The organism is Asanoa siamensis (assembly GCF_016862555.1).
Lineage (GTDB): Bacteria > Actinomycetota > Actinomycetes > Mycobacteriales > Micromonosporaceae > Asanoa > Asanoa siamensis.
Map to the genome: position 1 here is coordinate 18,470 of NZ_BONE01000062.1, position 26,188 is coordinate 44,657.

The 26,188-nt window shown below is 69.1% G+C and carries 19 protein-coding genes; 7 read left to right on the top strand and 12 right to left on the bottom strand.

Annotated elements, in window-relative coordinates; translation table 11 throughout:
• The first annotated feature begins 12 nt into the window (after positions 1-12).
• The 3 genes from Asi02nite_RS29950 to Asi02nite_RS29960 are packed head-to-tail and all read left to right on the top strand — an operon-like array spanning position 13 to position 3,062.
• The gene (locus Asi02nite_RS29950; protein ID WP_239127235.1) at positions 13-1,038 is read left to right on the top strand and encodes a LacI family DNA-binding transcriptional regulator; all 1,026 of its coding nucleotides are present in this window, start codon (positions 13-15) and stop codon (positions 1,036-1,038) included.
• Positions 1,039-1,058: 20 nt separating this feature from the next.
• Entirely contained in the window at positions 1,059-1,772 is a 714-nt protein-coding gene (locus Asi02nite_RS29955) for a class I SAM-dependent methyltransferase (RefSeq protein WP_203717348.1), read from the top strand.
• Between the two features lie 60 nt (positions 1,773-1,832).
• Positions 1,833-3,062, top strand: coding sequence for an EAL domain-containing protein (locus tag Asi02nite_RS29960; protein WP_203717349.1), 1,230 nt, complete (start codon positions 1,833-1,835; stop codon positions 3,060-3,062).
• 6 nt (positions 3,063-3,068) lie between these two features.
• On the opposite strand, the gene Asi02nite_RS29965 is transcribed toward Asi02nite_RS29960, so the two are convergent.
• Positions 3,069-4,280, bottom strand: a complete 1,212-nt coding sequence (locus tag Asi02nite_RS29965) for a pyridoxal phosphate-dependent aminotransferase (RefSeq protein ID WP_203717350.1) — start codon at positions 4,278-4,280, stop codon at positions 3,069-3,071.
• A 62-nt stretch (positions 4,281-4,342) separates the two neighbouring features.
• Here Asi02nite_RS29965 and Asi02nite_RS29970 point away from each other — a divergent pair, with 62 nt between their 5' ends.
• Positions 4,343-4,750, top strand: a complete 408-nt coding sequence (locus Asi02nite_RS29970; RefSeq protein WP_203717351.1) for a winged helix-turn-helix transcriptional regulator — start codon at positions 4,343-4,345, stop codon at positions 4,748-4,750.
• Here the strand turns inward: Asi02nite_RS29970 and Asi02nite_RS29975 are convergent.
• From Asi02nite_RS29975 to Asi02nite_RS30010, 8 genes are all read right to left on the bottom strand, one after another.
• A complete protein-coding gene (locus Asi02nite_RS29975; RefSeq protein WP_203717352.1) occupies positions 4,747-8,058 on the bottom strand; it encodes a discoidin domain-containing protein in 3,312 nt (1,103 codons plus the stop codon). The two genes, Asi02nite_RS29970 and Asi02nite_RS29975, sit on opposite strands and share 4 nt — an antisense overlap.
• A gap of 21 nt (positions 8,059-8,079) precedes the next feature.
• Positions 8,080-9,504 (bottom strand): glycoside hydrolase family 43 protein, encoded by a 1,425-nt coding sequence (locus Asi02nite_RS29980; protein ID WP_203717353.1) that lies wholly within the window; start codon positions 9,502-9,504, stop codon positions 8,080-8,082.
• Positions 9,505-9,512: 8 nt separating this feature from the next.
• A complete protein-coding gene (locus tag Asi02nite_RS29985; RefSeq protein ID WP_203717354.1) occupies positions 9,513-11,996 on the bottom strand; it encodes a glycoside hydrolase family 127 protein in 2,484 nt (827 codons plus the stop codon).
• 22 nt (positions 11,997-12,018) lie between these two features.
• Entirely contained in the window at positions 12,019-13,302 is a 1,284-nt protein-coding gene (locus Asi02nite_RS29990) for a cellulose-binding protein (protein ID WP_203717355.1), read from the bottom strand.
• A 78-nt stretch (positions 13,303-13,380) separates the two neighbouring features.
• Positions 13,381-14,178: a carbohydrate ABC transporter permease gene (locus Asi02nite_RS29995; protein WP_203717356.1), complete on the bottom strand. Its 798-nt coding sequence runs from the start codon at positions 14,176-14,178 to the stop codon at positions 13,381-13,383.
• Between the two features lie 10 nt (positions 14,179-14,188).
• Positions 14,189-15,139, bottom strand: coding sequence for a carbohydrate ABC transporter permease (locus Asi02nite_RS30000; protein WP_203717357.1), 951 nt, complete (start codon positions 15,137-15,139; stop codon positions 14,189-14,191).
• Positions 15,140-15,196: 57 nt separating this feature from the next.
• A complete protein-coding gene (locus tag Asi02nite_RS30005; protein ID WP_203717358.1) occupies positions 15,197-16,486 on the bottom strand; it encodes an ABC transporter substrate-binding protein in 1,290 nt (429 codons plus the stop codon).
• Complete coding sequence (locus Asi02nite_RS30010) at positions 16,479-18,401, bottom strand: glycoside hydrolase family 127 protein (RefSeq protein ID WP_203717359.1); 1,923 nt, start codon at positions 18,399-18,401, stop codon at positions 16,479-16,481. Before Asi02nite_RS30010 ends, Asi02nite_RS30005 begins: the two co-directional genes overlap by 8 nt.
• A gap of 143 nt (positions 18,402-18,544) precedes the next feature.
• Here Asi02nite_RS30010 and Asi02nite_RS30015 point away from each other — a divergent pair, with 143 nt between their 5' ends.
• The gene (locus Asi02nite_RS30015) at positions 18,545-19,588 is read left to right on the top strand and encodes a LacI family DNA-binding transcriptional regulator (RefSeq protein ID WP_203717360.1); all 1,044 of its coding nucleotides are present in this window, start codon (positions 18,545-18,547) and stop codon (positions 19,586-19,588) included.
• 277 nt (positions 19,589-19,865) lie between these two features.
• On the opposite strand, the gene Asi02nite_RS30020 is transcribed toward Asi02nite_RS30015, so the two are convergent.
• Both Asi02nite_RS30020 and Asi02nite_RS30025 read right to left on the bottom strand, forming a co-directional pair.
• Positions 19,866-21,167 (bottom strand): alpha/beta hydrolase, encoded by a 1,302-nt coding sequence (locus Asi02nite_RS30020; protein ID WP_239127237.1) that lies wholly within the window; start codon positions 21,165-21,167, stop codon positions 19,866-19,868.
• Between the two features lie 68 nt (positions 21,168-21,235).
• The gene (locus tag Asi02nite_RS30025; RefSeq protein WP_203717362.1) at positions 21,236-22,243 is read right to left on the bottom strand and encodes a class I SAM-dependent methyltransferase; all 1,008 of its coding nucleotides are present in this window, start codon (positions 22,241-22,243) and stop codon (positions 21,236-21,238) included.
• A gap of 99 nt (positions 22,244-22,342) precedes the next feature.
• Here Asi02nite_RS30025 and Asi02nite_RS30030 point away from each other — a divergent pair, with 99 nt between their 5' ends.
• Together Asi02nite_RS30030 and Asi02nite_RS30035 are read left to right on the top strand one after the other, a co-directional pair.
• Complete coding sequence (locus Asi02nite_RS30030) at positions 22,343-23,056, top strand: winged helix-turn-helix transcriptional regulator (RefSeq protein ID WP_203717363.1); 714 nt, start codon at positions 22,343-22,345, stop codon at positions 23,054-23,056.
• A gap of 254 nt (positions 23,057-23,310) precedes the next feature.
• Positions 23,311-24,993, top strand: a complete 1,683-nt coding sequence (locus Asi02nite_RS30035) for an Eco57I restriction-modification methylase domain-containing protein (protein WP_239127239.1) — start codon at positions 23,311-23,313, stop codon at positions 24,991-24,993.
• Here the strand turns inward: Asi02nite_RS30035 and Asi02nite_RS30040 are convergent.
• On the bottom strand, positions 24,982-26,188 hold a 1,207-nt coding region (locus Asi02nite_RS30040), incomplete at its 5' end, for a hypothetical protein (protein ID WP_239127241.1). The two genes, Asi02nite_RS30035 and Asi02nite_RS30040, sit on opposite strands and share 12 nt — an antisense overlap.

The window sequence follows — 26,188 nt, forward strand, 5'->3', positions numbered from 1 at the left end:
CGAGGAGTTGCCATGGATCACCCGTCTCCGCCCCGACCGGCGGTGATGATCGACGTCGCGCGACTGGCCGGCGTCTCGCACCAGACCGTCTCGCGCGTCCTCAACGGACACCCGAGCGTGCGCAGCGAGACCCGGGAACGCGTGCTGACCGCCGTCCGTCAGCTCAACTACCGCCCCAACGCACTCGCCCGCGGGCTGGCCGGCCGGCGCTCACGGGTGCTCGGCGTGGTCAGCTTCGACACCATCCTCTATGGACCAGCGGCGACCCTGCTCGGCGTCGAGCGGGCGGCCCGCGCGGCGGGCTACGGCGTCAGCATCGTGACCCTGGAGCAACTCGACCACGACGGGGTCGGCGACGCGCTGAACGCGCTGGCCGAGCAGTCGGTCGCCGGGGTCGTCATCATCGCCCCGTTCACCAACGCGGCGGCGGCGTTGCGGGCGCTGCCGACCGGCATCCCTGCGGTGGTCGTCGAGGCGGGCACCAGCGGCGCGCTGCCGGCCATCTCGGTCGACCAGGTCGCCGGCGCCCGGCTGGCGGTGCGGCACCTGCTCGACCTCGGCCACGAGACCGTCTGGCACGTGCGGGGCCCGCAGAACTGGTTGGAGGCCCGCGACCGCGAGGACGCCTGGCGGTCCACGTTGGAGTCCGCCGGCGCCCCGGTGCCGCCGGTCATCGACGGCGACTGGAGCGCCCGCTCGGGCTACGAGGCCGGCCTGCGCCTCGCCGGCGACCCGCGGGTCACGGCGGTGTTCTGCGCCAACGACCAACAGGCGCTGGGCGTGCTGCGGGCGTTCCACGAACGCGGCGTGCGCGTGCCCGACGACGTCAGCGTGGTCGGCTTCGACGACATTCCCGAGGCGGAGTTCATGTCTCCGCCCCTGACCACGATCCGCCAGGACTTCGACGAGGTCGGCCGCCGCTGCCTGGCGATGCTGCTGAACCTGCTCGACGCACCCCCCGCCACGGTGGTCGAAACCTACCCCCGCGTCGAACCGGCCCTGGTGGCGCGCGCGAGCACCGGGGCCGCGAAGGGCTGAGATGGCCTACCCTCGGGGCTGTGTTCTCGCCTCGCGGTCCGTCACTGGGTGAACTGTGCGTCCAGGCGTTGTCGTCGGTCGAGCACGGTTACGACCTGCTGGCGCCGAAGTTCGACTACACGCCGTTCCGTACCCCCTCGAGCATTCTCGGGGCGACCACCGAGGTGCTCTCCACGTTCGGGCCGTTCGGCCGCGGGCTCGACGTCTGCTGCGGCACCGGCGCGGGGACGCTGGTGCTCCGGCCGCTGTGCACGAGGGGCTTCACCGGCGTCGACTTCAGCGCCGGGATGCTGGGGCAGGCCCGCGTGGCGCATCCCGACGGCACCTGGGTGCGGGCCGACGCCCGGGCCATGCCGTTCGCGGCCGGGTTCGACCTCGCCGTGACGTTCGGTGCACTCGGGCATTTCCTGCCCGCGGAGCGGCCCGCGCTGTTCGCGGGCGTCCATCGCGCGCTGCGGCCGGGCGGGCTCTTCGCGTTCCCGGTCGGCACCCTGCCACCGGCCACCTCGGTCGCCCACTGGGTCACACTCGGCTTCGACGTGGCCATGCGGGTGCGCAACGCCGTCTGGAAGCCGCCCTTCGTCATGTACTACCGGACCGGGGCGGTGCCCGCCGTCAGCGCCGACCTGGCCGCCGCCGGGTTCACCGTCGAGGCCGTCGCGCTGACCGGGCTCGGCGAGCACAGCGACGGCAGCCCGCGGTGCCGGCTCGTGCTCGCCCGCAAGCACGCCTGACCCACCAGCACCGGCAGCCCCAGCGCGTTTGCCCGCCCCAGGAGTGGAAAGGCGAAGGTGGTGCAGGAAGACGTGCGGCCCGCGCTCGACGTGGACTTCGATGCCGTGCTGGCGGGACGGTTGATCCAGCCCGTGTTCCAGCCGGTCGTCGCGCTGGCCGACGAGCGGCCCGTGGGGTTCGAGGCGCTCGCCCGTGGTCCCGAGGGGCCGTTCCGCGAGGCGGCGGCGCTCTTCGCGGCCGCGACCCGGGCGGGCCGGGCGGCCGAGCTCGACTGGATGTGCGCCTCGGCGGCAGGGCGCCACTTCCGCACGGCGGAACTGCCGGAAGAGCTCGCCCTGTTCGTCAACCTCAACCCGGACACCCTGGTCCTCGACCCACCCGACGAGGTGATCAAGGAGTACACCGGGCTGACCCAGGAGCGGCCGGTGGTCCTGGAGATCACCGAGCAGTCGGTCATGCGGGAGCCCGCACGGCTGCTCGAGGCCGTCCTCGACGCGCGCCGGCGCACCGCCCGGATCGCCCTCGACGACGTCGGGGCGGAGCCCGGCAGCCTGGCCGCGATGCCCCTGATCAACCCGGACATCATCAAGCTCGACCGGTCGATCATCCAGAGCCGGGCGAACTCGTGGGCGGTCTCGCAGGTCGTCAACGCGGTCCTCGACGAAGCCAACCGCCGGGGTGCGCAGATCCTGGCCGAGGGCATCGAAACCCGGGAGCACGTCGCCGTGGCCCGCTCGCTGGGTGCGACCCTGGGCCAGGGGTGGCTGTTCGGCCGGCCCGGCCCGTTGCCGCCGAAGGACGTGCGCTGCTCGGAGCACGAGCTCGCCCGGGTCAAGAGCCGCCGGGTCTCCCGCACGACGCCGTTCGAGGTGCTCGCGCCGACGACCGACGTGCATCCCACGACCGACGACCTGTTCGAGAACATGGCCGAGCACATCGAGTACCAGGCGAAGCAGACGTCCAGCCCGGCGATCCTGACGGTCAACGTGGGTGACGGGGGTTTCGACGACGAGGCCCGCCTGCGCCACACCTACCTGACCAACCGGGGCATCGACGTGTTCGTGCTGGGCACCAACCTCCCCCACGACCTCGGCGGCCGCATCCGCGGCATTCCGCTCCTGGAGACGGACCCGCTCGTCCACGAACGCACGGTCCTGTTCGTCGGCAGCCGCTACGGCAGCGCCGCCTTCGCCCGCCGCCACGGCGACACCCTCGACGCCGGCACCTGCTACGACCCGGAGCACGTCATCGAGGCGACGCTCACGCTGGTCAACCGCCTGCCGGCCTAGCCTGACCTACTGCTGGTAGCCCGCCAGGAAGCGGCCGACCCGCCGGATCGCGGCGTCGAGGTCGTCGACGGGCTGCAGCGTCACCACGCGGAAGTGGTCGGGCCGCGGCCAGTTGAATCCCGTGCCGTGCATGACGAGGATCTTCTCCCGTCGCAACAGGTCGAGCACGAACCGCTCGTCGTCGGCGATCGGGTAGACGTCAGGATCGATGCGCGGGAAGGCGTAAAGGGCGCCCTGCGGCAGCACGCAGGAGACTCCGGGGATCTCGTTGAGCAGCTCCACGGCCCGGTTGCGCTGCTCCACCAGGCGGCCGCCGGGCAGCAGCAGGTCCACGATGTCCTGCCGGCCGCCGAGCGCCGCCTGGATCGCGTGCTGGGCCGGGACGTTGGGGCACAGCCGCAGGTTGGCGAGCGTGTCGAGCCCGTCCAGGTAACCGCGGGCGTGCTGGTTGGGGCCCGACACCACGAGCCAGCCCGACCGGAAGCCGGGCACCCGGTAGACCTTGGACAGTCCGCCGAAGGTCAGGCAGAACACGTCGGGCGCGAGCGCGGCGATCGAGGTGTGGGTGACGCCGTCGTAGAGGACCCGGTCGTAGATCTCGTCGGAGAGCAGCACGAGTTGGTGGCGGCGGGCCAACTCGGCCAGCCCGTCGAGCAGCTCGTCCGAGTAGACGGCGCCGGTCGGGTTGTTGGGGTTGATCAGCACCAGCGCCCGGGTGGCCGGCGTGATCCGCGCCTCGATGTCGGCCAGATCCGGGAACCAGCCGGCGGACTCGTCGCAGAGGTAGTGCACGGGCCGCCCACCGGCGAGGCTGGTGGCGGCCGTCCACAACGGATAGTCGGGCGCCGGGATGAGCACCTCGTCGCCCGGGTTCAGCATGGCCTGCAGGGCCATCACGATCAGCTCGGAGACACCGTTGCCGAGATAGACGTCCTCGACGTCAACGCCGGCGACGCCCCGCTGCTCGTAGTACTGGGTGACCGCGCGGCGCGCCGACAGCAGGCCCTTGGCGTCGCCGTACCCGTGGGCCTGTGGCAGGTTGCGGATCATGTCCTGGAGGAGCTCGACCGGCGCCTCGAAGCCGAACGGGGCCGGGTTGCCGATGTGCAGCTTGAGGACGTGGTGGCCCTCCTGCTCGAGCCGCTGTGCCTCGCGCAGCACCGGGCCGCGGATGTCGTAGTGGATGCCGGCGAGCTTCGCGGACTGGTCCAGCTGCATTGCTTGGTTATACCAAGCAGCTACTTGGAAAGTCCAACCAACTGCTTGGTAGGGTGCGGTCCATGCCACGGCGCAGCTACGACCACTACTGCGGGATCGCCCGCGCGCTCGACCACCTCGGCGAACGCTGGGCGTTGCTGATCGTCCGCGAGTTGCTGGCGGGGCCGCGCCGCTACAGCGACCTGCTGGCGGATCTGCCCGGCATCAGCACCGACGTGCTGGCCACCCGCCTGCGCGAGCTGGAGGCCGACGGGTTGGTCAGCCGAGAGCGGGGCGGCGTGCGGATGTACACGCTCACCGACGCCGGCGCCGAGGTCGCACCGGTTCTCGACGCGCTCGCCACGTGGGGCCTGGGCCGGCTCGGCGAGAAGACGCCCGGAGACGCGGTGCGAGACCACTGGCCCGCGCCCCGGCCGGTAGCGGTGGCGGGCCCCGCGACTCCGGGACCCGCCACCGATGAACCGGTCTAACCGAAGGCCTTCACCTCGAGCAGCCCGACCGAGCCCGCGCCGCTCTGCAGCGCGACCCGCAACCGGGTGGTGCTCACCTGGCCGAAGGTGACGGTGTTGTACGCGTTGAGCGCCACCGGGTACCCGCTCGCCGACGGAACGTTCACATAGGAGCTTCCGTTCCAGTACTGCAGGGTCCACGACGCCGGGACGCGTACGCCTCCGTTGTCATCGAAGAAGTAGACCTGCGCCGAACGCAGCGTCTGCGCCGACGACCACGTCAGCTCCGCCCACTGGGCGCCCGTGTTGGGCCAGGTGCCCCAGCGGTCGTTGACCGTGTCGTTGGACGACGGTGGGTCGATGCCGTCGTTGATGGCCGCGACACTCTCCCAGGACGAGGTGTACGAGGCCGACGGCGTCGCCGACAGCGCAAGGTTGCCGCCGGGCTCCGGATCGGGATCCGGGTCAGGGTTGGTCCCGCCGCGGTTGTAGAGCTTCAGTTCGGTCAACCCGGTCTTCGCCGACCCGGACGCGTGCGTGAAGGAGATCCGCAGCCGGGTCGTCGATACCGGTGTGAAGCTCACCTTGTTGTAGTTGGACTGCGGCGATCCCGGCGACTTCACCTGGTTGCCCGCCGCGACGAACGCGCTGCCGTTCCAGTACTGCACGGTGTAGGACGACGGCGGCCGGTAGCGGTTGGTCGCCCGGTCGTTGCGGAAGTAGATCCGGGCCTCGTCCACGGCCCGGCTGGTCCCGAAGTTCACCTCGTACCAGTCGCTGCTGTTCGGGCTCCCGTAGGCACCCCAGATCGGGGCGTTGGTCGGGAAGCCGTCGACGGCACCGGTGGGCGACGTGCCCGACGCCGTGTAGGACGCCGAGACTGACGCCCCCGACGCCAGGTTCGGCAGCGACGACGTCAGGTCGACGCCGGCCTTCGCGGCCACGTCCACCATCCGCGCGCTGTTCAGGTTGACGTTCTGCGGCGCCTGCAGGCCCGAGAACGACGTGCTGAAGGTGACCACGCCGGAGCCGGACGGGAAGGTGACCGACCCGTTCGACGGGTTGTAGAGCACACGGGTGAGCCGGTCGACGGTGGCCACCCGGGTGCCGTTGAGGAAGATGGAGTAGCCCTGCGGGATGCCGCTGTAGCGCGTCACGCCGTCGGCCGGGTCGTCCCAGACGATCGACAGGTTCGCGTTGCGGTAGCGCAGGTTGTTGACCGCGAAGTGGCTCCACCCGATGTTGATCGGCGACAGCTCGATCTGGGTGTCGACCCGCGGACGCAGGCCGGCCACGTCCTCGATCACGGTCCAGTTGCTGCTGCCGAGGATGTTGTGGTGGATCCACGAACGATATTGGATGCTGCTGCCGTTCCAGTCGGCCCAGAACTCGTTGGCGTCCGGATACCGGGTGTCGCCGTTCGGGTACTGCGCCCAGGCGTTCCAGTACAGCAGCTTCTTGTAGTCCTCGGTGGTCATCCACGAGTTCGGGTAGTTGCGCAGCGCCGACGAGTAGAGACGGAACTGCACCGTCGAGTTGATGGTCGAGAAGTTGTTGCTACCCGGCTGCCCGGCGGCCGCCGCGGCGGCCTTGTCCCGCTGGTTCGCGGTGTAGAACGGGAAGATGGGGTAGTCGGCCGGGTCGGCGTAGAGCCGCAACGCCTCGCGGTACTGCGCGGTATTGGGCATCAGGCCCACCGAGTACGGGTAGTAGTTGTTGATTTCCTTCCACGGCACGAAGGCGTTCGTGCTGACGTGCTTGTGCTCCAGGAGCTGCCGCGACGGGTTCCACAGGGTGTTGATGACACCGTTGCGGATCCGGTCGGCCAGCGTCTGCATCTCACTCGCCTTGGCGGAGTTGCCGAGCAGCGCGTAGGCCTGTTGCGAGGCGACCGCACCCGCCCAGACGTACGCGGTCTCGGCCCGGTCGAGGTTGCCGGAGCGCCAGTGGAACGACACCGCGTCGGCGTCGTTGCCGGTCATCGCGCCCCAGTCGTACTCGATGACGCCGTTGTTGTTGGTGTCGTAGGAGGCGAGCTGGCCCTTGGCGTCACCCTCGGCGTAACGCGCGAAGTTCTGCAGCAGCCCCGGCTGTCCACCGTGGATCTGATAGGCCTTCCAGGCGGCCTCCGACACATACTGCGTGTACGAGTTCGACCAGTTCTCCGGGTCACCCGGGTTGTCGACGAACCGCCCGTTGGCCGAATACTGCCCGATCGACAGCCACGGCCCGTAGGAGTATTCCGGCGACCGCAGATACTTCAGGTCGTCGATGTGCATCGGCTGCGTCAGCACGATCGCGTTGTTGTAACCGGTGACACCCTCGATCGACTGCGGGAACTGGAAGTCCTGCCCCGGGATGTCGACGTCGAGGTAGTTGTAGCGCATCAGCCACCAGCGGTAGTAGATGTTCTTCTTGATGGCCGCGTCCGGCACGTCGATGTACGGCAGGTTCTGCGCCCACCACAGGTTGTAGGCCCGCACGTGGGTCGCGAACGCCGTCGCCGGCGTGAAGCCGCGGTAGCTGTTGTACTCGGTCAGCGAGGCCGGGATCTCGTTGGCCACGAAGCCGAGTTGCACCTTGGCGGTCACGGTCTGGCCGGCGCCGACGGTCACCGAGCGGGTGAGCCCGCCGCTGCTGACCGTGAAGCTGTCACCGGAGAACCGCGGGAACAGCGTGGTGAGGTTGTTCTTCACCGCCCGGGTGCCGGTCAGCTCGGAGCCGCTGGCGGTCGTCGCGTACGGCGAGGTCGCCCGCAGCGAGAGCGTCGCGGACGCCGAGCCCGTGTTCGCGATGTCCATATTGGTCACGAGCACGTTGTTGTGGGTGATGAACTTCGTGACCGTGATCCGGATCGAGCCGCTCGCGTGCACGCTGCGCCAGTAGCTCGGCGCCTGGAACCGTTGCGAGGCCTGCTCGGTGAACGTGCCCGGCGACGGCACGATGCTGTAGGCACCCTGGCTGCTGATGTTGTCCCAGTAGGCGGCGTTGCCGCCGAACCCGATCACCGAGGGCGTGTGGGTGTTCATGTACGCGCCTCGGCCGCGGGTCATCAGCCAGGTGCCGGCCGGGTCGTTGCCCGAGCGGCCGAGCAACCGGTCCATCCAGAAGTCGGTGCCGCCGCTCTCGGCGTCGTAGATGGCCTGCATGGTGTTGTTGGCGTTGTAGCCGACGGGCGGCTGGGGAATCGAGCCGGTGTTGCCGAAGGTCGGGTAGCCGATGGTCTGTGCCGCGGCCGCGGGGGTCGCGGCGATGACGCTCAACAGGCTGCCGGCGAGGACGGCGACGAGGCCGGCGGCCAGCTTCGGACGTCTGACACGTAGGGACATGGGGCTCACCTCCTAGGAGGATCAGGCCTGGAAGGCCTGCCATTCGAGGACGCCGGTGGAAAGTCCGGAGCGAGAGGTGATCGACAGCCGCAACCGGGTCGTGCTGACCGTGTTAAAGGTCGTCGAGTTGAACGTGTTGCCGGCCACCCCGCAGGCCGACTGACCGGGCACGGCGACGTAGGCGCTGCCGTTCCAGTACTGGACCTGGCACGACGCGGGCACGTCGATGCCCTGGTTGTCGTCGAACCAGTAGGTGGCCACCCGGTTGATCGACCGGGCCGAGGGCCACTGGTACTCGATCCACTGCGTGCCCTGCTGCGGCCAATTCCCGTACGCCAGGTTCGACCGGTCCTGCGAGTTGGCCGGCGTGCCACCGTTGTTGACGGCCGCGAGCGACTCCCACGACGACACGTACGACGTCGAGGCGGTGGCGCTCGGTCCCAGATTGGTGCCGGAACCGCCACCGCCGCCCGGGTTCGCCGGCGGCCCCGTGGTCGTCTGCACCACCCGCTGGATCGTGCCGTCGGCGTTGAAGAACATCCGGTCGACCGCCACCGACCGCCGGAAGTTGCCGCCGCCGGGCGCGTTGGCGTTGTGGTAGACCATGTACCACTGGCCGTTGAACTCGACGACGCCCGCGTGGTTGGTGGTCGACGAGACCTGGCCGAGCACGATGCCGCGGTGGGTCCACGGCCCCATCGGGTTCGTCGCCGTCGCGTACCGCTGACAGGCGTAGCTCGACGACGTCACGCAGCCGTTCGTGTCGTTGGCCGCGTAGATCATGTAGTAGAGCCCGTTGCGCTTGAACATGAACGGGGCCTCCCAGTAGTTGGTGAGCCCCTGCGGCGTGACGACCGAGCCGACCGTGTCGATCATGTTCGAGGCGAGCCGGACCGCCCGGGGAGCCCAGTAGCCGCCCCAGTACAGGTAGGCCTGGCCGTCGTCGTCGACGAACACGGTCGGGTCGATGTTGAGCCCCGACGAGTTGGGCGTGCTGTCGCTGATCAGCGGCCCGCCCTTGGCGTCGGTGAACGGGCCGAGCGGGCTGTCACCCACCGCGACACCGATGTTCATCCAGCCCGCGCCGTTGCCGTTGACCGACGTGTACCAGTAGTAGCGCCCGTTGCGGGGCTCCACCTCGCTGGCCCACGCGTCGGCGCCGGCCCACGGGAAGGTGGCGATGTTGGCCCTGGCGCCGCGGTCGGTCCAGGTCGCGGCGTCCGTCGACGAGAGCACGTGCCACTCCCGCATGACGAAGTTCTGCTGGCTGGTCGAGGCCTCGTAGCGCCCGGTGTAGATGTACATGGTGTTGCCGACGACCAGCGGTGCCGGGTCGGCCGTGTAGATGGCGGTGACGACAGGGTTGGCGGCCTGGGCGGCAGCGCCGAACAGCACGGCGGCCGCGAGCGTCACCACCCCGCTGGCCAGCGCCAGACGTTTACGCATGGAAGACCTCACAGACCCGAGGAGTTGAGGGAGGCGATCTCGCTCGCCGACAACGCGCGGCTGTAGACGCGGAAGCCGTCGACGGCGCCGTTCAGGTACGGGTCGCCGCTGTACTGCGAACGCCCGATCCAGTTCTGCGTGGTCGTGCCCAGGCCCGACGGCCGCGTCGTCAGGGCGGAGTTGCGCGCGACCTCCGCACCGTTGACGTAGAGGACGCCGAGGTTGCCGGTGTGCGTGACCGCGACGTGCGTCCACACACCGGCCGGCAGCGCGGACGGCGCGTCGATGCGCTGCTCCGCGCCGGCCCCACCCGCGGTGATGGCGTACCGGGCGGTGCCGCTGCCGCTGCGCGGCACGAGGAACAGGTAGGTGCCCGTGCCGGTGCCGAAGTCGAACAGCCGGGCCCAGTTGGCCAGCGTGGTGACCCGCACCCAGGTGGCGATGGTGAACGAGGTGGCGCCGGCCAGGATTCCCGACGGCAGGCTGACATATTGGCTGGAGCCGCTGAGGTTGACCGCGTTGCCGCTGCGCCCGGTGGTACGCCCGGCGCCGCCAGCCAGGGTCGCCGTGCGGCCGTTTCCGGTCGCGTCCGCCGCGGTGGTGCCCGACGACTCGTCGAACGGGTAGTGCGCGACGAACGCCGGCAGCGTCGGTGTGTTCGTCACGTTCCAGTAGACGGTGTAGCGCACGCCGTGCGTCTTGTAGAACGGCAGCAGCGTCACTGAGCCTGTCGAAGCCGTCGCGGTGTACTGCAACGGCGTGCTGGTCGCCGCGAGGGTGCTCGCGTTGAGGGTGGGCAGCCCGCTCAGGTTGGTCGACCCGTACTGGCCGGCGAGCACGATCGGCCCGTGCTTGACCGCGCGGACGGCGGAGTTGTCGGGCGTCGGCTCGGTGTGCAGCGACATCGGCAGGCTGATGTCGACGGTGTCGCCGCTGGCCCAGGTGCGGTTGATCGCCAGGTAGCTGCCCGGCGTCGCCGTGCCCTGGACGACACCGTTGACCCGCACCGTCGCGCCCGAGGTCCAGGCCGGGATGCGCACCCGCAGGTCGATCGCGCCGGAGCCGGTGACGGTGAGCCGGCTGGTCGCCGCCTCCGGGTAGGTGGTGTCCTGCCGGATCGTGATGCCGCGCCCGGGCCAGGTCAAGGTGGACGCGATGAACAGGTTGACCCACAGGGTGTTGCCGTTGTGGAAGTAGATGCTCTCGCCGTACTTCGTGTTGGTCTCCATGCCCGTGCCGTGGCAACAGGTGAAGTTGTTGTAGTCATTGCTGTAGGTCTTGATGCCACCGGCCCGCAGCGGCACGTAGTAGCAGTGGAAGCCGTGCGACGAGCTCGGGTTCTGCGCGCCGAGCAGGTGGTTGTAGAGCGTCTTCTCGTAGAAGTCCATCAGCTGCGCGGCGCGCGCCGGGAACGTGAAGAACAACTGCCGGGTCAACTTCAGCATGTTGTACGAGTTGCAGCACTCACAGGTCGTGTCCGAGAGCTCGCTGGCGATCGCGAACGGCTGCTGGAAGTACTCGCCGTTGGAGTTCCCGCCGATCGCGTACGAGTGCTGGTTGACGACAAAGTTCCAGAAGTTGTTCGCGATGTCGCGATACCGCGTCGTGCCCGTGGCGTGGTAGCCGCGGATCGCCGCGAGCGCCTTGGGGATCTGGGTGTTGGCGTGGAACCCGTTGAGCTGGTCGACGTTGTTGGCCAGCGGGTCGAAGATCTGCGCGTGGTCGAAATAGTGGGCCGTGGTGAGGTGCGCGGCGTTCTCGCCGTACTGGTAGAGGTTGTAGAGGGTCTCGCCGACGCCGCCGAACTCGGTGCGCAGCATGGCCTGCCGCTGGGCCAGCGTCAGCCGGCTGTTTCGGAACTGCACCCAGGCGGCCTTGCGGTTGAGGATCGTCAGCGCCTGGGCGTTGCCGGCCAGCAGGTGCATGTCGAGCAGGCCGGCCATGATCTTGTGCAGCGTGTAGTAGGGCGCCCAGACCGTCTGCCCGGTCTCCACCCGGTCGATGAAGCTCTCCGGGTACGCGGACAGGTAGCCGGTGTTGAAGCCGCGGGCGGCGGCCCGGTCCTGGCAGAGGCCGAGCTGGGTGACGATGTAGTCGCCCTTGGTCTTGTAGGAGGCGTCGCCGGTGCTGGCGTACGCCTGGGCCAGCGCGGTCAGCACGTGCCCGATGGAGTGCCCGCGCAGCTCCGTGGTCGGCGACTCCCAGCCGCCGCACGGGGTCGCCGACGAGGCGAGGCCGGCGTTGACGCGGAACATGTGCAGGAGCCGGTCGGCGTCGAGGAACGTCAGGTAGGACATCGTCCGGCCGGCGTTGGCCTGGAACGGTCCCGCCAACAGGCGGACGGCGGTGAGGGGGAAGGCGTACGCCGAGACACCGGTGTCCGGGCGGGCGGCCTGTGCGGTGCTCGGTAGCGCGACGGCGGCGGTGGTGGCCACCGCCGTTGCCGCGCCGGCCTTGAGGACGGTCCGGCGCGACAGCGGGGGTCTGTGCATGCGCGGCACCTTTCACGAAGGGTTAGTAGCCGTACCGGTTCTTCAGGTGGCGCCACCAGTCGCGCAGCATCCACGCGTCGAACTCGGTGATCGACGAAGCGCTGCCGGCGCGCATGATGAAGCCGCCGACACCGCTGGGCGTCCAGTCGTAGAAGTCGTCGAGACCGTAGGTGTGCCCGATCTCGTGCAACAGGATCGTCATGTTCTCGGCGTTGAGGTTGTTCATGAAGTACTCGCGGCCCATCCGCTGGCCCCAGTCACCGCCCGCGCCGCCGCCGAAGCCGTCGGTCAGCCAGAGCGAGTGGTCGTAGTGGCGCGCGGCGCCGCCCGGGCAGTTCGGGTAGGAGCCGCCCTGGTTGAAGAAGCGGCCGCAGGGCGCGGCGCACTGCGGCGCGTTCTCGCGGATGTCGCCGACGTAGATGTCGACGCTGGTGTCGGACCACTGGAGCTGCGCGCGGTCCCGCACCGCCCAGCCGACGACCCGCACCGGGACGTCGGTGTAGGGCCAGTTGTTGTGGCCCACCATCACGTCCATCCACTTGCGATATTGCCGGGCCAGCGCCGCGTGCACCTGGTCCCGCTGGGCGGCGGTGACCGGCGCCGACGAGTCCCAGCGCACGCAGTAGTTGATGGAGCCGCGGTTGGCGAACAGCTGGTCCCAGCCGTAGTTGCGGAACTCGTACAGGTTGCCGTTGTTGTAGGTCTGCTCCTGGTGGGTCCAGACCTGGTTGAGCGGCGTCACCAGGTTGCCGGGCGGGTTCCAGCCGCTGCCGCCCGTCGGTGGGTTGCCGTGTGCCTTCACCTCGAGCAGCCCGACCGATCCGGCTCCGCTTTGGAGGACGACGCGGAGCCGGGTCGTGCTGACCGCCGTGAACGTCACCTGGTTGTAGCGGTCGGCGGCCACGGGATAGCCGCTCGCGCCGGCGACGTCGACGTACGCGCTGCCGTTCCAGCTCTGCACGCGCCAGGAGGCGGGCACCCGGACGCCGCCGCCGTCGTCGAAGAAGTACACCTCGGCGGCGCCGATCGTCTGCGCGCTCGTCCAGGTGAGCTGGGCCCACTGCTGGCCCTGGTTGGGCCAGGTGCCCCACCGCGGGTTGGCGGTGTCGTTGGACCGGGTCGGGTCGATGCCGTCGCGGATCGCCGCGACGTTCTCCCACGGTGAGGTGTAGGACGCGCTGGGCGTGGCCGTCCAGGCCAGGTTGTCGCCGGGCGCGGCTTTCGCCGGGGCGCCGCCGACGACGAGAGCGAGCCCGGCCGCCACCAGGATGCTCGCTGTGCTGGCCAGGGCTTTTCGGGTGTTCATGGGACTCCTCTCCTTGCATAGATGTAGATCAATTTCTAAGGCCAGAGTCCGCCCATGGAGCCGCCGGAGTCTGGTGTGTTACCCCTTGATGGCGCCCGAGGTGAAGCCCCGGACGTAGCTGCGCTGCATGAACGCGAAGAGGATCAGGCAGGGCACGGCCATGAAGACCACGCCGGCCTCGAGCGCGGCGTAGTCGATCGAGCCGTGGCTGGCCGTACGCATGTTGACGACCGCGAGCGTGGTGGTGAACTTGTCGGTCGAGTTGAGCAGGATCAGCGGCGCGAAGAACTCGCTCCACGACGTGAGGAACGCGAACAGCCCGACCGTGATCAGGCCCGGTTTCACTGCCGGTAGCATGATCCGGACGAGCGTGCCGACGCTGGCACACCCGTCCAGCTGCGCCGATTCTTCTAACTCGTGCGGCACCGCCTCGAACGAGTTGCGCATCATGAAGATCGAGAAGGGCAGCTGGAACATGATCAGCACGAGGCTCAGGCCGATCAGGGTGTCCTCGAGACCGATCCAGCCCAGCAGCACGTAGAGGGCGATCAGGATCGTCGCGTACGGGACCATCAGGATCGCGAGGGTGACCAGGAACAGCAGGTCGCGGCCCGGGAAGCGGAAGCGACCGAAGGCGTAGCCGCCCAGCGTCGCCACGAACAGCGTGCCGCCGACGGTCAGGGCACTGACCACCAGGCTGTTGATCACGTGGTGCGGCCGCACGCCGTTGTCGGAGGTGAACAGCCGGTCGTAGTTTTCCAGGCCGAAGCCGGAGCCCGTGCGCACCGAGGCCCAGCCGCTCCAGAGCAGCGGGAACAGGAACAGGATGGCCAGCGCGGCGCCGGTGACCGACCAGCCGATGCGGGAACGGTTCATCGCGCTGCCCTCAGCTCGACCGGCGGCGCAGGACGCCGAGTTGGATGACGTTGAAGACGATCAGCACCCCGAGCAGCACCACCGAGATGCCGGCGGCCGAGCCGAGGTCGAGGCGGATGAACGCCTCCCGGTAGATCACCATGACCAGCGAGGTGGTGCTGTTGTCGGGCCCGCCGCGGGTGAGGATCCAGAACTGGTCGAAGGCCAGCAGCGACCCGGTCACCATCAGCGTGAGCACGAGGGCGATCGTCGGGCGCAGCAGCGGCAGCGTGATGCGGCGGAAGGTCTGCCAGCGGCTGGCGCCGTCGACCCGGGCCGCCTCGTAGATCTCCGGCGGGATCGCCTGCAGGCCGGTCAACAGGATCAGCATGTTGAAGCCGGCGAACCGCCAGAGCACCAGCACGACGGCCGAGCCGAGCGCGGAGTTGGCGCTGCCGCTGGTCCACGAGACGTAGCCGTCGATCAGGCCGACCGCCCGCAACAGGTCGCTGACCGGCCCGATCTCGTCGCTGAGCAGGCCGAGGAAGAGCAGGGAGGCGCTGGCGAAGCCGACCGCCATGGGCAGGAAGAAGGCGGTACGCAGGAAGCCGACGCCCGGCCGGCGATGCTGGACCAGCAGGGCCAGGCCGAGGGCGACGGCGAAGAGCAGCACGGTGATGACGACCGTGTATTTCACGGTGAACCAGGTCGCCGACCGGACGAGCTCGTTGTCGCCGATGTCGGTGAAGTTCTCCGGGGCGTTGAACGTGGGCGGTGCGAGCAGCGGCCACCGGTGCAGCGACATCCAGCCGACCAGCACCAGGGGGACGAGGAAGAACAGGGCGACCATGACCGCCGCCGGGCCGGCATAGGCGATGCCGAGCCAGGCGCGCCGCGTCTGGCGCTTCCGCGGGCGGCGGACCGTGCGCCGGCCTGCCTGTGCGGCCGGCTGTTCCCGGCGTGGGGAGATCACGGTCGTCATCGTCGTCCTTTTGCTTGGTGGGTGGGGCCCCGGAACGGCCTACCGGGGCCCCGGGTCTCAGCTCTGTTGCAAGGACTTCGTGATGTCGGTGTTGCCCTGGCTCAGCGCCGCCGCCGCGTCACCGAAGAGCGCGCCGCGCACGGTCTGCAGCCACGGGCTCTGCGGGTCGTTGAAGGAGGCGTTGAAGTTGCGGGCGTACGGGGTCTGGCCCTTGGCCATCAGCGAGTTGATCAGCACGACCCGCGGGTCGGTCGACGAGTACTTGTTGGAGGCCAGGTCCGTACGCGTCGGCACGCCCTTGTTCTTCGCGACGACCTCGATCTGCGCCTCGTCGGACATGGTCCAGGCGAGGAAGTCCCACGCCTGCGCGGCCTTGGTGCTGGTGGCGCCGATGCCGATCGCGTCGCCGCCGACGAACGTCGACTCGCCCCCGTCGGGACCCGGAATCGGGGCCACGCCCATCTTCACGCCCTTCTCCTCGATCAGGCCGAGCCAGACCGACGGGCCGGGCGCGATGCCGACCTTGCCGCCCTGCAGGGCACCGAGCCAGGTCGGGCCGGCCTCGTCCTTCGACGCCGGCGCGGCCACGCCCTCGTCGTAGAGCGAGCGGTAGAGGGCGAAGACGTCCGCCATCTCCGTGGAGTCGATCTTCGCGTTGTTGCCCTCGGCGTCCAGCACCGCGCCGCCCGCGGCCCAGACCGACGGCCAGAACGTGAACTCGACGCAGCCGCCGCAGTTGCCGCCGAAGTAGGTGCCGTTGACGTCACCGCCCAGCTTGTCGATCTTGCGGGCGTGCTCCGCGAACTCCTTGAGCGTGGTCGGCGGCTTCTCGGGGTCGAGGCCGGCCTTCGCGTAGAGGTCCTTGTTGTAGAGCATCACCGACATGTCGATGGTGTGCGGGACGGCGTAGGTCTTGCCCTCCCAGGTGCCGGCCTTCACGTGCGCCGGGGCGACCTTGTCCTTGACGTCGAGCGCGCCGAACCGGTCGCTCAGGTCGACCCAGAGGCCCTGCGACGCGTACTGCGCGGCGAACACGACGTCGGAGGCGAACAGGTCCGGCAGCGCCTTCGCGCCGGCCGCCGACGCCAACTTGGCCGGGTACTCCTCGTTGGGGTAGGCGGTCACCTCCACCTTGTTCTTGTGCGTGGCGTTGTATTTCTCCGCGTACGCCTTGGAGACCGCTTCTGTCGCCGCGCGGGTCCACAGGGTCAACGTGGCGCCGTCGTCGGCCGAGGCTTGTGCGCCTCCGCCGGCGGGTTCCTCGTCGTTGCCGCAGGCCGCGACAGCGGTGACCAGTAGCGCCGCCGCCAGGCCGGCGACGACGCGTCGTGCTCGGTATCTAGCCATCCGTACTCCTTCGCCGAGGGGACTGGACGGTGGGCAGCCAGACCCGCATGGTGGCGGGGCCGCGGCGCGCCCACCGGTGATAGGGCAACAGCCGGATCAGTCCGAGCGGCGGGTCGTCGCCCGCCGGGTGGTCGTAGGGCCAGGCGTTGTCGGCCGCCGTGGCGAGGCCGCCCCAGACGTCGACGCCGTCGCCGGCATCGGCCGGGGCCCGGCCCTGGTCGACCCGGAGCAGGTCGAGGTCGCCGATCGGCTCGCGCTCCGGTGACTCGGCACAGTAGACGACGGGACCGCGCTCGACCGCGACACAGCCGCGGACGGCGTCGATGCGCGGGTCGGGCGTGGTGAACCGGGGCGCCACGGGCAGGTGCAGGTGGACCTCGTCGCCCACGGCGAACGCGCGCCGCACGGTGATCGTGCTCTCCGCCTGCTCGGTGACGCCGTCGACCGTCACCGTCGCGCCGTGCGCCCACTCGGGCACGCGCAGGGTCAGCGGCCACTCGCCGCCGTCCGTCGCGGTGATCCGGATGGTGACGTCGCCGTCGGCGGGATAGGCGGTGGCGACCTCCAGTGCCACGCGGCGGCCGTCGGCGAGGCGCGTGTCGACCGTCGCGTCCGCGTACTGCATGATCCGCAGGCCTTCGTCGTCGCCCGCGGCGAGGTAGGTGCCGAGGCTGGCCAGCAGGCGGGACACGTTGGGCAGGCAGCAGGACACCTCGAACCAGGGCGCCCGCGGCCCGCCGCCGAAGCCGAGTTGCTCCTCGTCGTCCGGCAGGGCGCGGGTGGGCGTGCGCTGGTGCAACGTGTGCGCGTAGAAGAAGGCGCGGCCGTCGTCCTCGATGGCGGTGGCGACCACGTTGTAGAGGATGCGCTCGATGACGTCGGCGTAGCGGACCTCGCCGGTGGCCAGCAACAGCCGCCAGGACAGCATGACGGCGGCGACCGCGGCGCAGCTCTCGCTGTAGGCGCGGTCGGAGGGCAGCACGAAGTCGTCGCTGAACGCCTCGTCCATGTGCCGCGAGCCCATGCCGCCGGTCAGGTAGGTGCGCCGGGCGAGCGTACGGTCGAACTGCTCCCGCACGGCCCCGAGCAACGCGTCGTCGCCGGTCTCGACGGCGACGTCGACCACACCGCAGGCCAGGTAGAGCGCGCGGACGGCGTGTCCACGCAGGACGGTCGCGTCGCGGACCGGGATGTCGTCGCTGAAGTAGGACCAGCCGAACTGGTGCGCCGGCAGGGTCTGGTGCCCGCGCCGGCCGACGAAGAGCTTGGCCTGGTCGAGGTATTTCCGCTCTCCCGTGACCCGGTAGAGCTCGACCAGCGCCGGCTCGATCTCCGGATGGCCGCAGACGCCGGTGCTGCCGGTCTCACCGAATGTCTCGCAGACGTGGTCGGCGACCCCACGGGCGATGTCGAGCAGCGGGCCCGGGCCGTGCACCCGGGTGTGCGCCACCGCGGCCTGCAGCAGATGGCCGGCGCAGTAGAGCTCGTGGCCCCACTGCAGGTCGCTCCAGCGCGGCGCCTGGCCGGGCCGGCCGTAGGCGGTGTTGAGGTAACCGTCGCTCTCCTGGGCGCCGCCGACCAACGCGACGAGCTCGTCGATCTCCCGTTTCCGGGCGGGGTCCGGCGTGCGGCCGGTCTCCCAGGACATCGCCTCGATCAGCTTGTAGACCTCGGAGTCGGCGAACTCGCGCCCGCGGTGCTCGGCCGGGCCGGTCGCGCCGCCGATGGTGAAGTTGGCGGTCCACCCGACCTTGTCCATCCAGGCCCGGGCGTGGTCCAGGCTGCCCTCGCTGATGACACGCTGCCGGTCGGCCCAGAAGCCCGCGGTGATCCGCGCCTCGGCCAGGCCGAGCGGGCGGAGCGCACCCCGGGACGGGTCCACCGGCCGGCCGCCGGTGGGGTCGGAAGCTGCCACCGTGTTACCTCCAGGTTTCGTGATGGCGCTCACTCTGAACGCCGAAAACCTTTTCGGCAAGATGCCAAATCGGCTGGCGCGCACTCGCTCTTCAGGCTGCTACGTTGCGTTCAGCACCTGAAAACGTCGGCGAAAGGTTTTCCATGGGGCGGCACCGTTCGCAGGCTGTGACGTTGTCCGACGTCGCGCGCCGGGCAGGCGTCTCGGTCGCCACGGCATCGAAGGCGCTCAACGACCGCGCCCAGGTGGCGGCGGCGACCCGGCAACGCGTCCTGGAGGCCGCGAGCGAGTTGTCGTTCCACCCCAACGCGCTGGCCCGCGGCCTGATCGTGGGCCGCACCCGGACCATCGGCCTGCTCACCGACGAACTCGGCGGCCGGTTCTCGATCCCGATCCTGCTCGGCGCGGAGAACGCGCTGGGCAACGAGCAGATGTCGGTGCTGCTGTGCGACGCCCGCGGCGACGCGATCCGCCGGCAGCACTACATCCGCACGCTGCTCGCCCGCCGGGTCGACGGCTTCATCGTGCTCGGCGACAGCAACGACATCCGCCCGTCCCTCACCCGCGACATCCCGGTGCCGGTCGTCTACGTGTACGGGGAGTCGGCGGACCCGGGCGACTTCTCGCTGCTGGCCGACGACGAGGGCGGGGCCCGGCTGGCGGTGGAGCACCTCGTCGCGCTGGGTCGCCGGCGGATCGCCCACGTGACGGGTCCGCACGCCTACCGGGCGGCCCGCGACCGGGTGACGGGTCTGCGCGCGGTGCTGGCCGAGCACGACCTCGCGCTGGCCGGTGGCGAGCCGCTGTTCGGCGAATGGTCGCAACGCTGGGGCCGGCACGCGGCGCGGATGCTGCTCTCGGCGGAGCCGGAGATCGACGCCATCTTCTGCGGCAACGACCAGATCGCCACGGGGGTCTCCCAGACGCTGCTCGACCTGGGCCGCCGCATCCCTGACGACGTGGCGATCGTGGGCTACGACAACTGGGAGGACTTCGCCACGGACTGCCGCCCACCGCTGACCACCGTGGACCTCAACCTCGAACACCTGGGCGCGACGGCGGTCGAACACCTCTTCGGCGCGCTGGACGGCACCCCGTCGACGGGCGTGCTCCGCCAGCCGTGCCGCCTGGTGATCCGCGAGTCCACGGTCCCCACCACGGTCCCGCAGCCCCGCCCGTCCGCCTAAGCCCGCGACGCCCGCAGGCCAGCAGCACCAGCGGCTGCCGCATCCGCGCCAGGACGCCGCCCCCGGCGGGTCGAGCAGCGGCTCCTGCCTGATGAGGTCGCGGCCGACCCGGCCGGTCGCGAGTCGAGGCCGGCCATGTCCGTGTCACCGCGGCGGCGAACGGTCTGCTCACCGACGCGACCTGGAACCGGGTACGCGGGTCGACGCTCCCACCGGCGCGGACGATCTCACCGGTGGGAGCGACGAGCAGTGCGGCGCCTTCGAGCACTCCCGCAGGCTAGAAGTCGTCGACGTTCACCGTGATCCGGTGTTCGGACGAGGGCCAGTTGGGCACGTTGGCGAGGTCGTAGCCGCCGCCGCGTTGGCCGACGACGATCGAGACCAGGCCGAGGTGGGCCGGCGCGGCCGGGACGAAGACGTCCATGCCCGTGATGAAGGTCTGGGCGAAGAACGCCGGCAGCGGTGCGGTCAGGTCCGTCCTGCGGTCCTTGCCCGCGTCGAAGGCGAAGATCCCGATCACCCGCTTGACCCGGGGCGCGTTGGCCGCGTTGAGGATGTCGGTGCCGTTGACCCACAGGCGGTCGCCGTCCGCGCCCTGGTCACCCCACCATTCCTTCTGCCTCTGCACGGTCAGCGCGGTGTGCCGGTCACCGGTCTCCACGAGCGCGCCGAGGCCCTCGCCCGGTCGGCTGGTGAGCAGGCGGACGAGCGCGTCGTCGCGGAGGAACGGCTGGAAGTAGAAGTGGTGCGTGGCGGCGCCGGGCCGGACGACCGCGAACTCGTACCGCTGGCTGCCCTTGAGAGTGACCGGTCCGAACGCGCCGTCGCCGGTGAGAGCGGCGCGATGCACGGGGTGGCGGTCGAGGCGCCGGCCGGTCAGCGGGCTGACCCGGTAGACCTCGAGCGTCGCGTCGGTGACGCCGGCGTTGCTCGGGAAGAGCACGGCCCGACCGGAGATCCGCGCGGTGGCGGTCGGCACGATCGTCGTCGTACGCGGGTCGCGCCCCGTCAGGAACCGGAACATCGCCCGGAAGGACTCCGCGGAGGAGACCGTCTGCGTGTGTGACTGGTCGGGCAGGTAGACGTTGGTCGCGCCGGTGATCGCGCGGGTCTGGTCGCCCTCGCCCCAGACCGCGAGCGTCGGCACGCCGCCGGGCGGCGCGGTCGCGGTGCGGCCGTCGAGGTTGACGTAGTGCGCGACGCGGGCGGCCCTGGCCGGCGAACTCGCGAGGTAGCTCTGCATCACGAACGTGCCGAGGGAGTGCCCGACGATGTCGACCTGGTCGGTCTTCGTGCGCTCGAGGAGCCGGGCGATCCGCTCGTCCAGGCCCGCGAAGACGGTGGGGAGGATCGTCGCGATGTTCGGGCTGTCGTACTCGTGTGCTTCGATCCGGTCGATGGGGTAGCCGTTGCTGGTCAGCCGCCGGGCCTGCGAGTCGAACTGCGACGCGGATCCGGCGCTGCCGTGCACGAAGATGACGGGGCGGTGATGCGAGCCGCGCTCGGGCGCCGCCGCCGCCGGCGTACCGGCGACGGCGAGGACGACCGCGGTGGTGACGGAGAGCAGACGTATACGCACGGCACCTCCAGTTTTTGCATTGAGAGTGCGCATATCGTCGCAGTCCGATGTGTGGTTGGTCTACCTTCCTAGGCGTGTCCCCAGGTCAGGGCGTGCATCGGGGTGATCGAGGCGAAGCCCAGGTCGGTGAAGCCGTGCCGGGTCAGCAGGTCGTCGTAGACGCGGCGGGGCAGCAACTGGTCGTCGATCTGCGCCTCGAAGATCTGGATGCCGGACATCACGCGGCCGGGCACGGTCCGCAGGCCCTCGTCGTCGTCCGCGAACGGGAAGTCGGAGATGACGAACACGCCACCGGGCTTCAGCGCCGCCTTGACGTTGCGCGCCACCGCGTCGATGTCCCGGCACTCGTGCATGCTGATGTTGTTGATCACGACGTCGTAGGGCTCGCTGACGGCGAGCTTCTCCAGTGGACTGTCCCAGACCTTGACGCGGTCCTGGAGCCCCTTCGCCTTAAGCGTCCCGCAGGCGACGTCGATCGAGTGGGCGTCACCGTCGACACCGTCGATCGTGCTGTTCGGGTACGCGTCGGCGAGCATGACCAGCCCGTGCCCGGAGCCGCAGGCGGTGTCGAGGACGCGTGCTCCGCTGTGCAGCTTGGCTTCGAGGCCGGGCACGCGGGCGAGCCCGTCCGGGACCAGGCGGCGGTAGAACGGCCGGCCGGTGCCGCCGACGGCCTGGATGAAATCGGGTGAGCAGCCGTCCCACCACAGCCGCTCGCCGTTGGCGAGGCTCGCCTCGAACCGGTCGAAGATCTCGGGCTGTTCGAGGACCTTGAAGACACCGCCGACGTACGCGGGGGAGGTGTCGTCGAGCAGCACGGTGTCGAGGTTGTCGGCGAGCCGGTAGACGTCGCCCTGGCGGTCGCAGACACCGGCGCCGTAGGCGGCGCGGCACCAGGCGAAGGTGTAGAACGGATCGTGTTCGGTGCGTTCGGCGAGCTCGTCCGGGGTGGCGGGCCCGTGCTGGGCGAGCGCGTGGATGAGCCCGGCCCGCAGCCCGGTGGCGACGGTGCGGTGGCCGACGTAGCCGGCGAGCAGCCCCAACATGGACCCTACGGATTCCTTGATGTCAGTCATGGATCCGATGCTCACCCCCGGACGGGCTCGGCCGTCAGTTCACGAAATGAAGCCAACCAGTTCTGTTTCTGTACTGCCCTTCGGTCCTACGTTGAGTAGGTGGGTACCTACTACCAGTTCTGCCCGGTCTCCAAGGCCTTGGAGGTCCTGGACGAACGCTGGACACTGCTGATAGTCCGCGAACTCCTGATGGGCAGCCGCCACTTCAACGACATCCGCCGGGGCGTCCCCCGCATGTCCCCGGCGCTGCTCGTGAAACGCCTGCAGCGGCTGGAACGCGTAGGCGTGATCGAACGCTTCCCGGACGGCAACAAGGTGATCTACCGCTTGACGCCGGCGGGCAAGGATCTGCAGGCCATTGTCGACGGTTTGGGCGACTGGTCGATGCGCTGGCTACCGGAGCTGGGCGACGAAGACCTGGACCCGCACTTGCTCTTCTGGGACATGCGCCGCCAGGTGACCCGCGAGGCGCTCCCCCCAGGCCGCACGGTAATCCACGTCCTGCTCGGCGACGTGACGCCGAAGAGCCAACGCTGGTGGCTGGTCCTGTCATCAGACGACGCAGACGTCTGCGACTTCGACCCGGGCCTGCCAGTAGCCGTGACAGTCGAGACGACCTTGCGCTGCATGACACTGCTCTGGCGCGGCGAGCTCAGCTGGCGCGAAGCTGTCCGCGCCGGCGACCTCACGACAACGGGCTCCCAGACTGCGATGCGAGCGGTCCCACGCTGGCTCAACGTCCGCGCAACCCCAGCGGACCCCCGCCCCCAATTCAGCGTAGTCGCCCGCCTAGCAGCCAACCTGCGTCGGTAAAAGTCAAATCGAACGATCCGAGCGCCCTGTTGCGTGCTCGCCTCAAGGCGACGCAAGCAGGTGCGTCCGCCGGTGGCGGCCTCGTCGCAATCCCTGAGGGTTACACGCAGGCACTACGCTGCGCTGACCCAGTGATGACCGTTGGTAACCCTACGGTGTTGCACACGACTCCGCCAGTGAGGCGAGCGCAACAGGTGGGCGACGCAGCGCGCCAACCGACTGGCGGCCAGGTTGCGGTCGGCTAACGTGGCCCTGTGACGATCACGGCAGACGAAACGAACCCGCGTTCCGATCGTCTCGCCAAGATGGGTACGACCGCAGGCCGAGGCGAGGTCTTCACTCGACGCTGGATCGTTGAGCTCATCCTTGACCTGTGCGGCTACACCGATGACAAGGATCTGACCGGGCTCCGTCTACTCGACCCGGCTGTAGGTGCCGGGGCGTTCCTGTCGGTTGCGCTTGACCGGCTTCTCGCGGCTCGCGCACGGCAGGCCGAGCCCACGGGCTGGGCGGATCTCTCCTCCGCGATTTCTGCGGTCGACATCGAGCAGCGCCACGTCCTCATGTGCCGAGAGGCAGTGGCAGACCGCTTGCGTCACGAGGGCTGCCCCGCTGCTGAAGCAGCGCAACTCGCGTCGGCTTGGGTCCGTCGAGCCGATTTCCTCTTGGATGACATAACAACGACGTCATTTAATGTCATAGTAGGAAATCCGCCATATGTGCGCATCGAGGACCTCGAAGCGGACCTTCTTGCCGCCTACCGGCGGGCGCGCCCCACGATGGGCGGCCGGGCCGATATCTATGTGGGCTTCTACGAACGAGCTTTGGACCTGCTGGCCGCAGACGGCCAACTCGGCTTTATCTGCGCTGACAGATGGATGCGAAACCAGTACGGCCGCGCTCTGCGCGCTAAGATCCTTAACGAGGGCTACGCGATCGACACATGCCTCGTGATGCACGACGTCGCTGCGTTCGAAGCTGACGTCTCGGCATATCCCGCCATCACGGTTATCCGCCGGGGTGCACAGCGGTCTGCGGTTGTCGGGGATGCCAGCGAGAATTTCGACGGGCCTGCAGCGGCGAATCTTGTCGAGTGGGCGCAACGACCCGGTGCGCGGCCGTTCAAGAGCGAGTCAGTGACAGCGGCGATCCTTCCACATTGGCATGACTCGGCCGACTCTTGGCCGGACGGCACACCTTCTACGCTGGCGTGGTTGGAATCGCTGGCCGAAAAGCTCCCGGTTCTGGAGGACGAGGCAACCGGTACCAGAATTCGGATCGGCGTTGCCACGGGTGCTGACGCCGTATACGTCACCCGCGACCCAAACGCCGTAGAAGAGGATAGGCTCCTGCCGCTTGCCATGCCTGCCGACATACGGTCCGGAAGTTTTGAGTGGAACCAGCAATTCTTGATCAATCCTTGGGATGATGACGGCTTGGTTGATCTCGACGACTGGCCATTGCTGTCGCGTTACCTGCAAAGGCATGGCGATGTCGTACGTAGGCGCGCCGTCGCGAAGAATAATCCGGCTCGTTGGTACCGGACGATCGACAGGGTCTCGCTCGAGATCAAAGGGAAGCGCAAGCTGCTCTTGGAGGATCTAAAAGCCAAGGCCAGCCCGGTGCTAGAGCCCGGCGACACCTACCCGCACCACAACCTCTACTACATCGTGTCCGACGCGTGGGACCTCGAAGTGCTAGGCGGGCTTCTCCTGTCGGAAGTGGTGGAGCGGCAAGTCGCGGCTTACTGCGTCAAGATGCGCGGGCGAACCCTTCGATTTCAGGCGCAGTACCTTCGACGCGTCCGTGCACCCCAGCCAGATCGCATCGACGCCAGCCTCGCCGTTGCACTACGGGAAGCGTTCCAAGTCCGCGACCGCGCCGCAGCCACTGCGGCCGCTCTTGAGGCGTACGGAATGTCTCATCTACCAGAGTGACAACGATTCGCCGCCCGCCGGAAGCACATCGCAGCTGGCTCGTCGTTCGCGGGCTTCGAGATGGAAGTTGATCGGACTGTGCTTCAGAACTCGCGAGACCATCAGTCCGAGGAAGCGTCCGGGATCGAGTTCGGGCGGAACCTGACCCCTGAGCAAAATCACCGTAGGCAGGCGGTCCAAGTCGGCGCTTAAACTGTCGTTACGATCATCCGCACCCTCTGGCGCATCAAGCAGAGGAGCCTGAACACCCGCCGCGACAAGCGGATCGTCCCGCGGGTCCTCTCCCACCTGGTCTGACGGCGGCTCCACGTGGTCGTCCCCCCAGTGGGGTATGAGCAAACCAACCGCGTGGTACGCGTCGTCCTCCTCGCCAAGCTTTGCAAGAAGGTCGATCAGCCACGCCGCCTTCTCAGGCTCCGTTGTCAACGCAGTTGAGCGCAACCCGTACAAGAAGCCAAGCGCAGCGAGAGGATGGCGCAGTCGAAGGTTCTTTGCGTCTCCATAGCTCTCCTCGACCCGGTTAGCTGCGTTCTTGCCGAACGAGGAATCCATACGTTTTGTCGAGATCAGCAGCTCTGGTCCCGTGTTCCATGCACTGATGCCGACGTCCACCTGTTTGACGTAATTTTTTCCCAGGATGTTCGCGTTGGCGCTTCCGGCGCCCCGGCCAACGGCTTGCCGCACCTGGCCTTGGAGCGACAGAGGGAGCGAACGCAAGAGCAACGCAACGTCGGTTGGCAGCACTCGTGGGGCCTCGGCCCTCGGCCAGACAACGTCAGGGCTGAAGCCCGACCGACGTAGCTCATAGGCCGCCCAGACATCGAGCGCTAGTGCCGGAACACCGGTCTGGCTAGTAGCCCCAAGCAGCAGCGGCACCCCCAGCAACCGTTCCAGCGTGTCGTAGTCAGGCTCGTAGATCGGGTCGCCCCCAGAGTCCGGTCGTCGCCAAGGGTTGGTGTAGCCCTCGCGGGACGCCGCGGCGACGATCTCATCGAACAGCGCCCACCCGCGAGCCCTGATTGTCGCAGTCGCCACGCCACTCCTCGCCGGTGATGTAGGAAGAACAGCTATTCTCGCACCGGGGTCGAGTCCACGCTGCCGGGATGAGCCCGCCGAGATGTGCTGGCTTGCTGTTCCCAGCGGATTGCGCGCAGGCTCTCGCATTGCAGTGGACGATGCAAGCTCATCTTCCCCT

Excerpts from the sequence above, each read along its gene's own strand:
- Asi02nite_RS29950 (WP_239127235.1), top strand. The coding sequence starts at position 13 with ATGGATCACCCGTCTCCGCCCCGACCGGCGGTGATGATCGACGTCGCG.
- Asi02nite_RS29965 (WP_203717350.1), bottom strand. The coding sequence starts at position 4,280 with ATGCAGCTGGACCAGTCCGCGAAGCTCGCCGGCATCCACTACGACATC.
- Asi02nite_RS29970 (WP_203717351.1), top strand. The coding sequence starts at position 4,343 with ATGCCACGGCGCAGCTACGACCACTACTGCGGGATCGCCCGCGCGCTC.
- Asi02nite_RS29975 (WP_203717352.1), bottom strand. The coding sequence starts at position 8,058 with ATGTCCCTACGTGTCAGACGTCCGAAGCTGGCCGCCGGCCTCGTCGCC.
- Asi02nite_RS29980 (WP_203717353.1), bottom strand. The coding sequence starts at position 9,504 with ATGCGTAAACGTCTGGCGCTGGCCAGCGGGGTGGTGACGCTCGCGGCC.
- Asi02nite_RS29985 (WP_203717354.1), bottom strand. The coding sequence starts at position 11,996 with ATGCACAGACCCCCGCTGTCGCGCCGGACCGTCCTCAAGGCCGGCGCG.
- Asi02nite_RS29990 (WP_203717355.1), bottom strand. The coding sequence starts at position 13,302 with ATGAACACCCGAAAAGCCCTGGCCAGCACAGCGAGCATCCTGGTGGCG.
- Asi02nite_RS29995 (WP_203717356.1), bottom strand. The coding sequence starts at position 14,178 with ATGAACCGTTCCCGCATCGGCTGGTCGGTCACCGGCGCCGCGCTGGCC.
- Asi02nite_RS30000 (WP_203717357.1), bottom strand. The coding sequence starts at position 15,139 with ATGACGACCGTGATCTCCCCACGCCGGGAACAGCCGGCCGCACAGGCA.
- Asi02nite_RS30005 (WP_203717358.1), bottom strand. The coding sequence starts at position 16,486 with ATGGCTAGATACCGAGCACGACGCGTCGTCGCCGGCCTGGCGGCGGCG.
- Asi02nite_RS30015 (WP_203717360.1), top strand. The coding sequence starts at position 18,545 with ATGGGGCGGCACCGTTCGCAGGCTGTGACGTTGTCCGACGTCGCGCGC.
- Asi02nite_RS30025 (WP_203717362.1), bottom strand. The coding sequence starts at position 22,243 with ATGACTGACATCAAGGAATCCGTAGGGTCCATGTTGGGGCTGCTCGCC.